General features: G+C 63.2%; 12 protein-coding genes. 4 read left to right on the forward strand and 8 right to left on the reverse strand.

Annotated features, from left to right (window positions below):
• Window position 1: 1 nt before the first annotated feature.
• The 4 genes from sufC to JI749_RS12165 all read right to left on the reverse strand — a co-directional run bounded on the left by sufC (window position 2) and on the right by JI749_RS12165 (window position 4,064).
• Window positions 2-751 carry a Fe-S cluster assembly ATPase SufC gene (gene sufC / locus JI749_RS12150; RefSeq protein ID WP_201662786.1) on the reverse strand — a complete coding sequence of 250 codons (750 nt, stop codon included), beginning with the start codon at window positions 749-751 and terminating at the stop codon, window positions 2-4.
• 65 nt (window positions 752-816) lie between these two features.
• Entirely contained in the window at window positions 817-1,353 is a 537-nt protein-coding gene (locus tag JI749_RS12155; protein WP_201662789.1) for a cupin domain-containing protein, read from the reverse strand.
• A gap of 1 nt (window position 1,354) precedes the next feature.
• Window positions 1,355-2,860: a Fe-S cluster assembly protein SufB gene (sufB, locus tag JI749_RS12160; RefSeq protein WP_201654125.1), complete on the reverse strand. Its 1,506-nt coding sequence runs from the start codon at window positions 2,858-2,860 to the stop codon at window positions 1,355-1,357.
• Between the two features lie 64 nt (window positions 2,861-2,924).
• Complete coding sequence (locus tag JI749_RS12165) at window positions 2,925-4,064, reverse strand: cysteine desulfurase family protein (protein ID WP_201654128.1); 1,140 nt, start codon at window positions 4,062-4,064, stop codon at window positions 2,925-2,927.
• Window positions 4,065-4,350: 286 nt separating this feature from the next.
• Here JI749_RS12165 and JI749_RS12170 point away from each other — a divergent pair, with 286 nt between their 5' ends.
• Together JI749_RS12170 and tyrS are read left to right on the forward strand one after the other, a co-directional pair.
• Window positions 4,351-5,013, forward strand: a complete 663-nt coding sequence (locus JI749_RS12170) for an alpha/beta hydrolase (RefSeq protein ID WP_201654131.1) — start codon at window positions 4,351-4,353, stop codon at window positions 5,011-5,013.
• A gap of 134 nt (window positions 5,014-5,147) precedes the next feature.
• Entirely contained in the window at window positions 5,148-6,398 is a 1,251-nt protein-coding gene (gene tyrS / locus JI749_RS12175; RefSeq protein ID WP_201654134.1) for a tyrosine--tRNA ligase, read from the forward strand.
• Between the two features lie 55 nt (window positions 6,399-6,453).
• Here the strand turns inward: tyrS and JI749_RS12180 are convergent, their stop codons facing one another.
• On the reverse strand, window positions 6,454-9,948 hold the full coding sequence (locus tag JI749_RS12180) for an AsmA-like C-terminal domain-containing protein (RefSeq protein WP_201654137.1): 3,495 nt from the start codon (window positions 9,946-9,948) through the stop codon (window positions 6,454-6,456).
• A 147-nt stretch (window positions 9,949-10,095) separates the two neighbouring features.
• Here JI749_RS12180 and JI749_RS12185 point away from each other — a divergent pair, with 147 nt between their 5' ends.
• Both JI749_RS12185 and JI749_RS12190 read left to right on the forward strand, forming a co-directional pair.
• Window positions 10,096-10,584, forward strand: coding sequence for a peroxiredoxin (locus JI749_RS12185; RefSeq protein ID WP_201654140.1), 489 nt, complete (start codon window positions 10,096-10,098; stop codon window positions 10,582-10,584).
• Window positions 10,585-10,649: 65 nt separating this feature from the next.
• Window positions 10,650-11,789: a M23 family metallopeptidase gene (locus JI749_RS12190; protein ID WP_201654143.1), complete on the forward strand. Its 1,140-nt coding sequence runs from the start codon at window positions 10,650-10,652 to the stop codon at window positions 11,787-11,789.
• Here JI749_RS12190 and prfB read toward each other — a convergent pair.
• The 3 genes from prfB to JI749_RS12205 all read right to left on the reverse strand — a co-directional run bounded on the left by prfB (window position 11,786) and on the right by JI749_RS12205 (window position 15,992).
• A protein-coding gene (gene prfB, locus JI749_RS12195) for a peptide chain release factor 2 (RefSeq protein ID WP_201654146.1) occupies window positions 11,786-12,911 on the reverse strand; the annotation gives its coding sequence in 2 pieces (ribosomal slippage) (window positions 11,786-12,841 and window positions 12,843-12,911; 1,125 coding nt in all). The genes JI749_RS12190 and prfB overlap by 4 nt on opposite strands.
• 70 nt (window positions 12,912-12,981) lie before the next feature.
• Window positions 12,982-13,479, reverse strand: coding sequence for a peptide deformylase (locus JI749_RS12200; RefSeq protein WP_201654148.1), 498 nt, complete (start codon window positions 13,477-13,479; stop codon window positions 12,982-12,984).
• Complete coding sequence (locus JI749_RS12205) at window positions 13,479-15,992, reverse strand: penicillin-binding protein 1A (RefSeq protein ID WP_201654151.1); 2,514 nt, start codon at window positions 15,990-15,992, stop codon at window positions 13,479-13,481. Before JI749_RS12205 ends, JI749_RS12200 begins: the two co-directional genes overlap by 1 nt.
• Window positions 15,993-16,069 lie beyond the last annotated feature (77 nt).

Genomic DNA, 16,069 nt, shown 5'->3' on the forward strand with positions numbered 1-16,069 from the left:
GTCAGGCCGCCGTCGCGTCGAAGTCGGCATAGCCCTTGGCTTCGAGCTGCAGTGCCAGGTCCTTGTCGCCGCTCTCCACGATCCGGCCATCGCTGAACACATGCACGACATCAGGCACGATGTGGTTCAGCAGGCGCTGATAGTGGGTGATGACCAGCATGGAGCGGTTATCGGCACGCAGCGCGTTGACGCCGCGCGACACAACCTGCAGCGCATCGATATCGAGGCCGGAATCGGTCTCGTCGAGCACGCAGAGCGCCGGCTTGAGCAGCGCCATCTGCAGGATTTCCGCGCGCTTCTTCTCGCCGCCCGAGAAACCGACATTGAGCGGGCGCTTCAGCATATCGCTGTCGATATTGAGCTGGGCGCCGGCTTCCTTGACCGCGCGCATGAAGTCCGGCGTGGTCATCTCGCCTTCGCCGCGCGCCTTGCGCTGGGCATTCATGGCCGCCTTGAGGAAGGTCATGGTGGCGACGCCGGGGATTTCGATCGGATACTGGAAGGCGAGGAAAATGCCGGCAACGGCCCGCTCGGATGGCTCCATATCGAGAATGTTTTCGCCGTTGAGCAGGATTTCGCCCTCGGTGATTTCGTAGTCTTCCTTGCCGGCCAGCACATAGCTCAGCGTCGACTTGCCCGAGCCGTTGCGGCCCATGATGGCATGCACCTGGCCGGCCGGGATGGTGAGGTTCACGCCCTTGAGGATTTCGCGCTCTTCGATGCGCGCATGGAGGTTACGGATTTCAAGGATCGGGGTGGTCATCGCTAGTCTCCAGAAAGTCGGTTGGCGCCAAGCGCCGAATGGGTTGATGGCGCTCAGGCGCCGGGTTCGCCGTCCCAGTAATCGAGGTTGTGCTCGCCACTGCGGCCCTTGTGGCGCAGCTTACCGTCTTCGGCGTCGTAGATGTGTCGGGCCGGCCGGGCGGCGCCGGGACGGCTCGAAACCAGGAACTTACCGGAATCGGGATACTCGCAGACCTCGGTTGCCGCCAAGGTCGACACGCCCAGATACTTGAGCGTCACTCCCCCGGTATTGAGTATCTGATGCGCGGTATCCTGTCCGCCGGCGGGCGCTCCAAGCACGTCGCCGGCCTTGAAGGCGAACCGTTGATTGCCAAAGCGATACGTGCCTTCGCCTTCCAGCACGATAAAGAGTTCGTCCTCCACATGGTGATTGTGGAAGGGGCAGCTCGATTTGCCGGCCGGCACCTCGCTATAGCTGATCCCCAGGCCGAGAAGTCCGAGCGCCTTCCCGAAGGATGTGTCGGAACCCCCGTAGAGCTGCCCCTGCTCCCACGTTTCAAGCGCGAGGGAAGCCAGGGACACCACCGGGTTGCGCGGCGCGTCGGTCATCTTAGCCAACACTGCCTTCGAGGCTGATGGCGATCAGCTTCTGGGTTTCGACCATGAATTCCATCGGCAGGTGCTGCAGCACGTCGCGGACGAAGCCGTTGACGATCAGCGCCACGGCGTCTTCCTCGGAAAGGCCGCGCTGCTGGCAGTAGAACATCTGGTCGTCGGAAATCTTGGACGTGGTGGCCTCGTGCTCGAACACCGCGGTGCCGTTGCGGCTCTCGATATAGGGCACGGTATGGGCGCCGCACTTGTCGCCGATCAGCAGGCTGTCGCACTGGGTGAAATTGCGGGCATTCTTGGCCTTGGCATGGGCCGAGACCTGGCCGCGATAGGTATTGTCCGAGAAGCCGGCGGCAATGCCTTTGGCGATGATGCGGCTGGAGGTGTTCTTGCCCAGATGCAGCATCTTGGTGCCGCTATCGACCTGCTGGTGACCATTGGAAATGGCGATGGAGTAGAACTCGCCGCGAGAACCGTCGCCACGCAGGATGCAGCTGGGATACTTCCAGGTGATAGCCGAACCGGTTTCGACCTGGGTCCAGGAGATCTTGGAATTCACGCCACGGCAATCGCCGCGCTTGGTGACGAAGTTGTAGATGCCGCCCTTGCCATCCTTGTCGCCCGGATACCAGTTCTGGACGGTGGAATACTTGATCTCGGCATTGTCGAGCGCCACCAGCTCCACCACGGCAGCATGGAGCTGCGCCTCGTCGCGCATCGGCGCGGTGCAGCCTTCGAGGTAGCTCACATAGGAGTCAGCCTCGGCGATGATCAGCGTCCGCTCGAACTGCCCGGTCTTCTTCTCGTTGATGCGGAAATAGGTCGAAAGCTCCATCGGGCAGCGCACGCCCTTGGGGATGTAGACGAACGAGCCGTCGGTGAAGACGGCCGAATTCAGCGTTGCATAGTAGTTGTCCGAAACCGGCACCACCGAGGCCAGGTACTTCTGCACCAGCTCGGGATATTCGCGGATGGCTTCCGAGATTGAACAGAAGATGATGCCGACCTTGGCCAGTTCCTCGCGGAACGTGGTGACCACGGACACCGAGTCCATCACGGCGTCGACGGCCACCTGCGGGCGCTCGACGCCGGCCAGGATTTCGCGCTCCTTGAGCGGCACGCCCAGCTTGTCATACATGGCGATCAGCGCCGGGTCGACTTCGTCCAGGCTCTTGGGCGCGGGCGACGACTTGGGCGCGGCGTAATAGTACATGTCCTGCAGGTCGATCTGCGGATAGTGCACCTTGGCCCAGGTCGGCTCGGTCATGGTCAGGAAGCGCTGATAAGCCTCCAGGCGCCAGTCGAGCATCCACTGCGGCTCGTTCTTCTTGGCCGAGATGAAGCGGACGGTATCCTCGCTCAGGCCCTTGGGGGCCATGTCGGATTCGATATCGGTCTCGAACCCGTATTTGTACTTGTCGACATCGAGCGAACGCACCGAGTCAACGGTGGCGCGGTCGATGTTTTCCTTGAGCGTCGGGATATCGGCGTAGTCACTGGCCATGGCGGCTTCTCCTATTGCCCAGTCGGCGATTCAAGGTCGCCGCGAGCCATCTAAACTGTGCGACCTAGGCCGCCTGTCCCTGCCGCGCCCGGTGGCGCGCGAGGATCGATTGGTAACCGGCAACGAACGCATTGACGTCGTCGACCGTCGAATTCCAGCCCAGGCTGACGCGCAGGGCGCAGTCGGCCAGGTCAGGCGCCACGCCCATGGCCGCCAGCACGTGGCTTGGCCCCACCTTGCCCGATGAACAGGCCGAGCCCGATGACACGGACAGGCCCAAGAGGTCGAGGCCCATCATCGCTGTGGCGTTCTTGATGCCGGGCACGGCGAAATTGGTGACGTTGCCCAGCCTTCTTTCGCCAAAGATCACGATGCCGGGGATGGACGACTTGAGGTCGGCCTCCAGGCGGTTGATCAGCCGCGACGGATCGGCAGCACGGTGCCGGGCTTCGATCGCCGCAGCCGCCGCGCCGAAGGCCGCAATCAGCGCCGCAGCTTCGGTACCACCGCGCCTGCCCTGCTCCTGCCCGCCACCGGGAATGAGGCGGACGGTATCGGCATGGGCCTTGACCAGCAGCGCGCCGATCCCCGCCGGAGCGCCGATCTTGTGGCCGCTCACAGCCATCATGTCGGGAGCCGAGGCGGCGAAATCGAGGGGCAGCTTGCCGAAAGCCTGCACGGCGTCGATGAACAGCGTGTGGCGGGTCGGGCCGACAATGGCGTTGATACGGGAGATATCCTGCACCACGCCGGTCTCGTTGTTCACCCAATGGAGGGCAACCAGCAGGTTGCCTTCGGCTTCCGCCACCACCGATGCCAATTGATCAAGTTCAATGCTGCCGTCGGGCAAAAGTCCGATGATGATGACAGGCAGGCCCGTTGCTTCGGCAGCCTTGGTCACCGCCGCATGTTCGCCGGCACTGACGACAACCGCGCTGGCGGCGAAAACCTTCGCGCCGCCGACGATAGCCTGGGTAATCGCTTCGGTTGCCGAGCCGGTGAACACCACCTGCTTGCGCTCTGCGCCGGCAAGTTCCGCCACCTTGGCGCGGGCCGTATCGATGAGGTTGCGTAAGGCGCGACCGTGGGCGTGGACGGAAGAGGGATTGCCGACCAGATCGAGAGCGCTGACAAGCGCTGCCCGCGCCTCTGGCAGAAGCGGGGACGCGGCATTGTGATCAAGATAGATCGCCGGTCTGGTCATCGGTTTCCCGTGTGGCGCTCGCGCGCCGGTCATGTCTTCCATGCCCGGGCCGGAGCGCTCGCGCGCCCGCTGGCTCAAACACTTCTTGAAATTTGCCGCCCAACTTCATTACAAGGGGCGCTCTTGCAGGCCGCTAGGCGGCCACAAACCGAGTTTCGAATAATTCTAAACTGATTTTGCGACCCATGTTTTAGGCAGCGAAGCTGGCTTAGTCAAGCTGCAACGCCGTCACACGGAGCCTCGCAAAACCACACCAACAGAGCCGAACGGCCGGAAGAACAGTGTCATGCCAGAAGTGATCTTCAACGGGCCCGAAGGGCGTCTCGAAGGCCGGTACCAGCCGGGCAAAGAGCCTAATGCGCCCATCGCGATCGTGCTGCATCCCCACCCGCAGTTCGGCGGGACAATGAACAACCAGATCGTCTACAATCTCTTCTACATGTTCGCCGAGCGCGGTTTTGCCGTGCTGCGCTTCAACTCGCGTGGCGTCGGCCGCTCGCAAGGCATGTTTGACCACGGCATCGGCGAGCTCAGCGATGCTGCTGCGGCGCTGGATTGGCTCCAGGTCATCAACCGTGAATCGCGCGGCTGCTGGATTGCCGGCTTCTCGTTCGGCGCGTGGATCGGCATGCAGCTGCTGATGCGCCGCCCGGAAGTCGAGGGCTTCATTTCGGTGTCGCCGCCGGAAAACCTCTACGACTTTTCGTTCCTGGCCCCCTGCCCGTCTTCCGGTCTGATCATCCATGGCGACAAGGACCGCGTGGCGCCGCCGACGTCGGTGCAGAAGCTGGTGGATAAGCTCAAGACGCAGAAGGGCATCACCATCGAGCAGCAGATCGTCGAGGGTGCCAACCACTTCTACGAAGGCAAGATCGACGAACTCACCACCCGCTGTGCAGACTATCTCGACCGTCGCCGGCAGGAGATCGCCGCCGGCGGCGGGCGCTAGTTAGCAGCGCGAAAACTGCGATCTGTTGGAAGGGACCTCATCCTGAGCCTGTCGAAGGACGGGGTCCCGCAGGCACCGACCTCGTGGTTCGACAAGCTCACCATGAGGTCTCAGCAAACCTCAGTGGCTGTCACATGACCAAGTTCAAATCCGACTTCCTGCGCGTGCTCGATGAGCGCGGCTTCATCCACCAGATTTCCGACCCGGAGGGCCTGGATGCCCTCGCCGCCAAGGGCCCGATATCGGGCTATGTGGGCTACGATGCGACGGCGACGTCGATCCATATCGGCAACCTGATCTCGGTCACCATGCTCTACTGGCTGCAGGAAACCGGCCACAAGGCGATCAGCCTGATGGGCGGTGGCACCTCGATGGTGGGCGACCCCAGCTTCCGCGACGACCAGCGCAAGCTGCTCACCGTCGAGCAGATCCAGACCAACATCGAGAGCATCCAGCGCGTCTACGGCAATATCCTGAACTATGGCGGCTCCAACCCGGCTATCATGGTCAACAATGCCGATTGGCTGCTTAAGCTCAACTATGTCGAGTTCCTGCGCGACGTGGGCCGGCACTTTTCGGTCAACCGCATGCTGAGCTTCGACTCGGTGAAGCTCCGACTCGATCGCGAGCAGTCGCTGAGCTTCCTCGAATTCAACTACATGATCATGCAGGGCTACGATTTCACCGAGCTTAACCGGCGCTATGGCACCGTGTTGCAGATGGGTGGGTCGGACCAGTGGGGCAACATCATCAATGGCGTCGACCTCAACCACCGCATGGGCGGGGAGCAGCTCTACGCGCTGACCACGCCGCTGCTGACCAAATCGTCGGGCGAAAAGATGGGCAAGTCGGCGTCCGGCGCAGTGTGGCTGAACGGCGACCTCTTCAGCCCCTATGACTTCTGGCAGTATTTCCGCAATACTGAAGACGCCGACGTCGAGAAGTGGCTCAAGATCTTCACCCGCCTGCCGATGAGCGAAATCGCCCGCCTGGCGGCCCTTGGCGGCAACGAGATCAACGAAGCCAAGAAGATCCTGGCGACCGAAGTCACCGCCATCGTGCATGGCCGCGCCGCGGCCGAGCAAGCCGCTGCAACGGCGGCCGCAACCTTTGAGGCCGGTGCGATCGACCTCTCACTGCCCACCACCGAAGTCGGGAACGTCGTGCTCAACGAGGGGCTGGGCATCCTCAACGCGCTGGTGGCCGCAGGCCTCGCCAGCTCCAACGGTGAAGCGCGCCGCCACATCCAGTCCGGCGCCGTGCGCGTCAACGACACTGCGGTCGAAGACGACAAGCGGACGCTGGGCACAAGCGACCTGCTCGGCGAGGGCGTGATCAAGCTCTCGGTTGGCAAGAAGCGCCACGCGCTGATCAAGCCGGTTTAGCGCGGCGGGCAAAGTTCATTCATTGCTCTCCCTCGGGCCTGACCCGAGGGGGACGCTACTGCGCAGGGGCCGCCGGCGGCTGTTCCTTGGCCCGGAACTCGAACAGTTCGCGGAACGCGCCCGGGACCAGCATCGACAGCGGATTGATGCGGAAAACCGGATTGTCCAGCGGGCCTTGCACCGCAAAGGTCACGCCAACCAGGCCTTCACCCTCGCGCCCACCCAGTAGCGGCCCCAGGATCGGGATTTGCTGGAAGGCATTGTTGAGCCCGAACAGCGGCACATAGGTGCCCGTGAGGTCCCACTGGCGCCGGTCGGTATAAATGAAGCCACGCGCCGTGCCGCCAACCGTGTCGCCGGTCAGCATGGCATTGGTCACTTCCACCCGGTCCGAGCGCCGCTGGAACTCGACCTGCGCCACGTCGAAGTCGAGCCGGTTCTGCCGGGCGATAGCGGCGCGGGAGTCGGAGTGATTGCCCAGGATCTGCGCGACATTGGCCTCGTCCACGATGGCGAAGTTGCGCATGATCAGTTGCCCGGCTTCGGCATCGACGTCGCGGTCGGTTGTCAGCACTAGGCTGCCCGACCCACCTGCGAGTTGCGAATAGACGCCCAGGAGCCGGAGAATGGTGCCGGCGTCGTTAAAGGCTACCGACAGAGTGCGTCCGTTCGGCGCCGGGTTGGTTGTCACCGACAGGGCATTGCCGTCGCTGAACTGTGCCGTGAGATTGGCACGCCGCATGTCGCCGCCATCGAGCAACAGGTCGACATCGAGGTTGAAGGCCGTGGTGGCGTAGTAGCCGAGCGCCCGGTCGAGCTTGACGTCGAGCGCAATGGACTGGTCGAACTGGGTCGCCTGAACCCCGCCGGCGCCATCGCCCAAGCCGAAAAACTGCCGGATCATGGGCTTGAGGTCGAGCTGCTTGCCGCTGATGCGAACGGCGTAGCCGCCATCCATGGGCACCAGGTCAAGCTGGGCATCGTCCCCTTCGCTCAGGCCGAACTGGCTGAAACTGGCAGCCTGCAGGCCATCGGTGGCGTGGTACGTGAGATCGCCGATGGCGCGAACCGTGCCGAAGGACAGGTCGATATTGTTCAGTTGGGTAATCTCGCCGGCCGGCGTGATGATGGCGCTCAGGGTGCCCGACGTGCCCGCCGCCTTGCTGATGCCGATGTCCTTGATATTAAGGGCGGCTTCCTTGAGGTCGACCGCCATCTGCAGGGACCCATCAGCCATCGGCTGCGCGACGAAGCGCACGCGGCCCGACAGGAATTCGGACGCATCGAAGCCCATTGCCGCGAGGTCGGCGACATCGATCGTCGATGACAGGCGGAATGCCGGCTCGGTGGTGGGCGTACCCGATATCTCGACATCCGCTTCCATGCCGTCGATCTCGGCGGTACCGCCAAGCTGGTAGCCATCCTGGTTGGCGCTGAAGGCGAGTTGGCCATTGCCGATGCTGCGGTCCTGGATCGGCTGCGAGCTGGCGAAATCGGCGACGGTGCCATTGACGACATAGTCGATGTCCATCGGCCTGCCGCTGGCCTCGTCGGCCAGGCTGATCGTGGCGACCAGCCCAAGGTCGACCGCGCCGGTGATCGATTCAAGGTCGATGGGCAGTTCGACTGCAGCAAGCGCGTCAGGCTGCTGGGCCTTTGCGAGATCGAGCAGTGCCGGGATCGGTGCGCTGATATCGCCCGAAATTTCGAGAATGCTCTCCGCCGGGTTGGAATTGTCCATGACCAGCGCCGGATTGGTTACCTGGATATCCCCGTCGGCTGTGGTCAGCTTGCCGCCACCGGCCGAGATGATGACGTTGCTGTCGTCCACCTGCAGCCGGGTTTCCCCGTCGATGGCGATCGGAGCCATTTCGGCCGTCGGCTTGATGGCGACGCCAGTGCCGACCATGTCGATCTGCATGCTGTCCTTGGGCACGGGCTTGTCCTCGTTGCCCAGGCCGAGGCTCCCGACCGGGAACTTGAACGCCATGCGCGAATGGGCCACCGTGCCTTCCGTGACATTGGCGACAAACCAGTCCCGGCTCTCCTTGCCCATGATATAGGGCCACAGGCGCTTGAGGTCGTCGGCGCTGACCCCCTGCCCGGCCACGGTCATGTTGATGCCGAGCCCCGCCTGCAGCATGTCGATCCGCCCGGTGGTTTCCACCGTCGCCTCGCCCTTGCGCGCAATGAACCGATCAATGCCGAGGGCACCGTAAAGCGGGGCCGACCAGCCCGAAAAGTCCATGCTCTCAAACGGCTCGGCTGGCGCAGCCATGTCGTTGGGATGGATGACGACGTCATGCGCCTTGATCGACATGCCGATGGTCGGCCCGAATTTGGGGTCGAGGCCCATTGCAAACACGCCCGAGAGCCGGGCCGAGCTCTGCCCGATCTGCAGCGCCCCGTCGCTCAGCACGAACTGCCCCAGGTCGGGCTTCCACGTGATGTCGAGGATGGAACTTGCAATTGGGAAGTAGGCGTCCGCGATGCGCAGGTCGAGCCCCGTCAGGTCGACCTTGAAACGTCCGTCCACCAGCTTGCCACCGGCCGGTTCGAAATTCACATCGATCGACAGTGCGCCAGCGCCGCGCATGGCTGCCAGGCTCGTCGCGTCGTCGATGAAGGGCAGCAGCGCAGCGAAGTCGATATTGGTGACATCGGCTTCGAGCCGGGAATTGCCGGCATCATCCACGCTGCGCGACAGGCTTCCCGTCATGGTGCGGCCGCCCAGCGATGCCGAGAAGCTGCCGTTGGTGTCGCGGCGGTCCGGACTGGGGCCGATCTCCAGATTGATGGCCTCGAAGCGGCGGAACAGGCCATAGACCGAATCCGTCATGTCGATGACGCCATCACGGACGACAAGCTTGGAGAACCGGCCCTGCGCCGCCTGATCCACGAGATCGGCGATGCCCTGCTCGCTGGCCTCCAGGTTATAAATCAGCCATTCATTGTCCGAGCGCATGGGCGGCGGTGCGTCGCTGCCCTCGACACCGATCCCGCCGGTGGAGATGCCGACGGTCGGAAAAGCGTCTTCGCCCTCATGCACACGCAGCACGGGCGGACCACCCTTGGGATCGTCCTCCAGGTCGAAGCTGGTCAGACGCGGACCAAACAGATCCTGCACCATCTGGATATGCGGACGTACGATCGTCACCGTGGCCCCGGGCTGGCCGAAAATCGCGCGGGCCGGCGAAAACCCGACCTCAAGCGCATCCATGGCGACGCGCGCGCCGGTCTTGCCATCGGTGAGCAATACCGGCGCGAACTGAATAACCGGCCATACGCCGCCCTCCAGCGCCAGGTTCATTTCGCCAAGTTCGAGACGCGATGTTGCCGGCAAGGCCGATTGGATGACCGAGCGCACGGCCTGGCCGCCGAACGGCAGGCGGATCGGCGTGACCAGCAGGACCAGGTACAACAAGAGCAGCAGGACCGAAGGAATGCCCAGCAGCCAGACGGCCAGCTTTGCCGCGTGGCGAGCGGGTGGCCGCTTGCGCTGCGCCGACGGCGAAACCGGAGTGTCTGCGGGTAAAGTTGACTCGCTCACTTGCTTCCAGAATGAGGCTCGACCGCTGTCTGCTGGCGCCCCAGAATCAACCGCAGAAGGCGGTCTCTTGCCCAATGATACCGGCTGCAATATGGCACTTACACCCACAATCCACCCTGCCTTAAAGTGGTGAACGGAAGGTTTTCGATGGCGGATCTGAGCGAAGGCGACCTGGCCCCGGATTTCACCCTGCCCCTGGATGACGGAAGCATGTTCCAGTTGTCCGCACAGCGCGGCAAGCCGGTGATGCTCTACTTCTATCCGGAAGACGATTCCGGCGGCTGCGTGGACGAGAACAAGGAGTTCTCCGAGCGGGCCGAGGCCTTTGCTTCCCTTGATGCACGTCTAGTCGGCATTTCACCCGATACCGTGGAGAGCCATGTCAAGTTTCGAAAGAAATACGGCCTCGTTTTGCCGCTGGCTGCCGACCCCGAGCATCAGGCCATCGAGGGCTTTGGCCTCTGGAAACTCAAGAAGCTCTATGGGCGCGAGTTCATGGGGCTCATCCGCACGTCGTTCATCATCGATGCGGAAGGCAAGGTGGCGCGTATCGTCAGGGCTACGCGTATCCTTGGCCACGCCCAGAAAATGCTGGAGGCGCTTGAGGCGCATGTAGCCGGCGCCGGCCGCACATAGTCTTTGTTAACCATGCGCAGCCATACTCTTCACACCATATTTGTGGCGTTGCGGAGTAAAGTTGGGTGCGTAGCCAGGCCAGTTTCGGACGGTCCGACAGTCGGCCGCAACACCCCCCGCGCCGCGGCGTCCACCCTGCCCTGTTCTACGGCATGTTTGCCGTTCTTCTCGCCGGCAATGCCCTTCTTGGAACCGCATTCCTGCTCTCTACCGACATTGCCCGGCTGCTCAATGGCCAGAATGAACAGGTCATCGAAGCCTATGAGAACCGCATCGCGCAGTTGCGGGTCGAGGTCGATCGCCTGCATTCCCGCAGCTATGCCCAGGCTGGTGACATCAACCTGCAACTCCAGGAACTGGCGCAGCAGCAGGAAGTGCTGATCGAGCAGCATCAGCTGGTTCGCGTGCTGGTGGACAAGGCCGGCGAACTGGGGATCGAAGCGGCAGCGCTGGCGGAACCCGCTCCAGCGGACACCGCCATGGCTCCCCTGGTTTCGGGCAACCCCGATATCGACGCTACGGCGGCGGCCGTCGCCCAGATGATGGGCGAAACCGACTACGCCATGACATCCATCGCCGAAACCGCGACACAGCGCACTGCCAGCATTGTCAGCGAGCTGGGCGATCTCGGCATTGCCGTGGACCTGCCGGTAGAATTCGACGGGATTGGCGGGCCGTTGCTGGCCCCACAGGACGGCGCCGAGGCTTCGCCGATGATCGACGACGCAAACGCGGTGATGGCCGCACTGGTGCGCTATAAGGCGGCGCGCGACAGCATCGACGGCGCCCCCATCCACATGCCGATATCGGGCAACTTCCGCCAGAGCTCCGGCTTCGGCAACCGCACGGACCCCTTTACCGGCAGCCGTGCGTTTCACTCTGGCCTGGATTTCGCTGCCCCCAAGGGCACGACCGTGCTCAGCGCCGGCAAGGGCATCGTCAGTTTCGTGGGCACCAAATCGGGCTATGGCAACGTTGTCGAGGTCACCCACGCCAATGGCCTGGTCACCCGCTATGCCCATCTCTCCGGCTTCCTCAGCGAGGAAGGCCAGGCGGTCAATACCGGGACGCCGATCGCCAAGGTCGGTTCCACTGGCCGCTCCACCGGCCCGCACCTCCATTTCGAGGTGCGCAAGGCCGATAATGCGATCAATCCCAAAGCGTTCATCGAAGCCGGCAAGCGCCTGCTGGCGCTCCTCGGCTAGTCTTCTGCCGCGACGTCCGTCGCCACACCGACGCGCTGCGCCAGGGCGGCTTCCATGAACTCGTCGAGATCGCCATCCAGCACCACCGAGGGCTGGCCGCTTTCCACACCCGTGCGCAGATCCTTGACCATCTGGTAGGGCTGCAACACGTAGCTGCGGATCTGGTGGCCCCAGCCGATATCGGTCTTGTTGGCCGAGATGGCATTGGCAGCTTCTTCGCGCTTTTGCAGTTCGGCCTCGTAGAGCCGCGACTTCAGCATGGCCATGGCCGTGGCACGGTTCTTGTGCTGGCTTCGCTCTTGCTGGCAGGCCACGATGATGCCTGACGGGACGTGCGTGATGCGGATGGCCGAATCCGTGGTGTTGACGTGCTGACCGCCGGCGCCCGAAGCGCGATAGGTATCGACCTTGAGGTCGCTTTCGTTGATCACGATGTCGATCGAGTCATCGACCACGGGATAGACCCAGCAACTGGAAAAGCTGGTGTGTCGCCGCGCCGCCGAATCGTAGGGGCTGATGCGGACGAGGCGATGCACGCCACTCTCGGTCTTGAGCCAGCCATAGGCATTGTGGCCGGAGACCTGGATGGTCGCCGACTTGATCCCGGCCTCTTCGCCGTCATGCATTTCGAGCACCTGGACCTTCATCTTCCGGCGTTCGGCCCAGCGGGTGTACATGCGCAACAGCATGTTGGCCCAATCCTGGCTCTCGGTGCCGCCGGCGCCGGAGTGGATTTCGACATAGCAGTCGTTGGAGTCGACCTCCCCGGACAGCAGCGTCTCGATCTGGCGGCGCTTGGCGATGGCCTTGAGTTCGAGCAACGCGTTCTCCGCATCCTTGACGATGTCGGCGTCGCCCTCGGCTTCGCCCAGCTCGATCAGCTCGGAATTGTCGCGGATACCGGCCTCGAGCTCGCGTACGGCCTTGACGGCAACGTCGAGCTCGTCGCGCTCGCGCATCTTTACGCGGGCCTTTTCGGGGTCGTTCCAGAAATCGGGAGATTCGGTCTCGGCGGTCAGCGCGTCGAGGCGCAGTTCAGCAGTATCCCAGTCAAAGATGCCTCCTCAGCAGGGTCAGAACCTGCTCGATTTCGGCGACGGTCTTTTCGATTTCCGTACGCATTGGTCAATTCCTTCAAAGTGGCGTCCCGTTTAGCGGAGGCGATGGCCGGGATCAACCGGCTTGCCGCGGCTCAGTTGCGCCGGGTCTTACCGAACTTGCGCAGGGCCGTGTCCCGCTTGATCCGCGACACGCGGCTTAGGAAGAAAACACCGTTCATCTGGTCGATTTCGTGCTGCGCCACCCGCGCCGCAAAACCTTCGAACCGGGCCGTCTGCCGCGCGCCATCGGCATCGTCATAGCCAAGCTCGACCCAGGTGGCCCGCTCGACGGGCACTTCGATACCCGGCAGCGAGACCGAGCCTTCCGGGCCTACGCTGGTCTCAGCCGCTGCCAGAACAACCTGGGGATTGTAGAGCACGCGATAACTACGCTCGGCTGTGCCGCCGGAAATGCTGATCACCACCAGCGGCTCCGCCAGCCCGATATGGGCCGCTGCCAGTCCATAGGCCTGGACGCCTCTCGCAGCGTCCAGCAATTGCTCCCCTGCCGCCAGCATCGCCGCGTCGACTGGCCGCGCCACCGCCTTTTGGCTCAGTGCCGCATGCGGATAGATGACGAAATCGGTCACTAGTAGAGGCCGCCGCGCCCGGGGCTGACCCATTGCCCGGTATTGGGATCGTAGACGAGCTGATTGCCGCCGCCTTCAGCCGGTTGCGATTGCGGCTGCGAGACGAAACCGGAATCGTATTGCTGCTGCATCATCTGCTGGCGCTGCAGCGCGTCGAAGGCGTTGACGTCCACGCCGATCACCGACGTCATCAGGTTCGGGCCGGTGCCCGGCTTGAACGATTCCTCGATTCCCCCCTCGCCGTCGAAGGCGGCAACGCCCGTATTGGGGTTGATCCAGGCCGTCGTCATCCCCGGGGGCACATTGAAGGGGGTCGGCGGCTTGCCTTCGAGCGCCTTGGCCATGAACTCGGTGAAGATCGGTACGGCAAAGGTGCCGCCGGTCACCGCGCTGCCCATGGAGCGAGGCTGGTCGTAGCCGACATAGACGCCTACGGCCAGTTCGGGCGTGAAGCCGACGAACCAGGCATCCTTGTAGTCATTGGTCGTGCCGGTCTTGCCGGCCACCGGACGATTCAGCACCTTGGCGGCGGTGCCGGTGCCGCGCTGCACCACGCCTTCCATCATCGAGGTGATCTGGTAGGCGGTCATCGGGTCGAGCACCTGCTCCCGGTTGTCGACGATGACAGGTTCGCCCTGCCCGGTCCAACTGGTGGCCTCGCAACCCTGGCAGAGGCGCTGGTCGTGCTTGTAGACCGTGACGCCATAGCGATCCTGCACGCGGTCGATCAGCGTCGGCACGATCTTGCGGCCGCCATTGGCAATCGTGGCATAGGCCGCCGTCATTCGCATGTCGGTGGTTTCGCCGGCCCCCAGCGCCATGGCGAGCACGGGCTGCATGCTGTCATAGACGCCGAACAAGCGTGCATATTCGGCGACCAGCGGCATGCCGATATCGCGGGCCAGCCGCACGGTCATCACGTTACGGCTGCGCTCGATGCCGCGCCGCAACGTCTGCGGGCCATAAAATTCCTGCGCATAGTTTTCCGGCCGCCAGATCGAGCCGTCGCCATTGCGGATTTCGACCGGTGCGTCGAGCACCACCGAGGCCGGCGTATAGCCATTGTCGAGGGCAGCCGCATAGACGATGGGCTTGAACGATGACCCCGGCTGACGCAGCGCCTGCGTCGCCCGGTTGAACTCGCTCATCGCGTAGGAAAAGCCGCCGACCATGGCCAGGACACGTCCCGTGCGCGGGTCCATGGCAACCAGCGCGCCTTCGATCTCGGGCACCTGTTCGAGGGTGTAGATGCCGGTCTTCCCCGACACGGGGGAGACGTAAACCACATCCCCCACCTTAAGAATGTCCTGCAGAGGCTTGGAAACCCACTTGATCTCCGGCCCGGACAATGTGCCTTCTACCCGATCGTCCGCCACGCTGCCATCGGCCAGGTTGTCGGGCCGCAGTCCGATCCGCGCCTCGTTGCCACCGATCTCCAACACAACCGCAAGCTGCCATTCCGGCACGTCGCTGAGCGGCACGATCTTGCTGACGTCGACGCCCCAGTCCTGGCCGATCTCGATACTGGCTACCGGCTCTCGGAAGCCCTTGCCGTGGTCATAGGCGATCAGGCCGTTCATCAGCGCCCGGCGGGCATATTCCTGCAGCTTGGGCTCGAGTGTGGTGCGGACCGACAGTCCACCGCCATAGAGCTGGTCCTCGCCATAGAGCTTGGCCAGTTCGCGACGGACTTCCTCGGTGAAATATTCCGCCGAATAGAGCTGGCTCCCGCCGGCGCGCGGAATGACGTTGAGTGGCTCATCCTTGGCAATGGCACCCTCTTCCATCGTGACATAGCCGTTCTCGACCATGCGATCGATCACCCAGTTACGGCGCTCGATGGCGGCCTGGGGGCGGCGAAACGGGTGGTAGTTGTTTGGCCCCTTGGGCAGCGCGGCGATATAGGCAGCCTCGCTCAGCGTCAGTTGGTACAGCGCCTTGTCAAAGTAGTTCAGCGCTGCTGCGGCCACGCCATAGGAATTGAGCCCGAGGAAAATCTCGTTGAGGTAAAGCTCGAGAATGCGGTCTTTGGAGAAAGTGGATTCAATCCTGACGGCAAGCAGGGCTTCCTGCAGTTTGCGGTCCCAGGTCTGCTCGGAGGTCAGCAGGAAGTTCTTTGCCACCTGCTGGGTAACGGACGAACCACCGCCTTGGATCGAGCTGTCGCCGTCCATGCGCGCCAGCACGTTGTCGCGCAACGCGCGGAACACACCGTCTATGGCGATCCCGCCATGGCTGTAGAAATCCTTGTCTTCGGCAGAGAGAAACGCATGGACCAGCAGCGGCGGCACGGTTTCGATGGGCTGGAACAGCCGGCGCTCGCGGGCAAATTCTGCCAGCAACGTCCCATCGGCCGCATGGACGCGGGTGGTCACGGGCGGCTGGTAGTCCTTAAGCACGGTATAGTCAGGCAGCGCAGCGGCGACCGTGGTGAGATAGATCGCAGCCACGCCGACGCCGGCCAGCACGGCAAACATCCCAAAGCCAAAGATCCAGCCGAGCAAACGCAGCATATAGTCATTCTCTCCCGGGCGGGGCACCGCCCGTATCGTCGTCACGACACCTGCAAGGCGCCGGATTCAAGGCAGAA

Source organism: Devosia oryziradicis (assembly GCF_016698645.1).
GTDB lineage: Bacteria > Pseudomonadota > Alphaproteobacteria > Rhizobiales > Devosiaceae > Devosia > Devosia oryziradicis.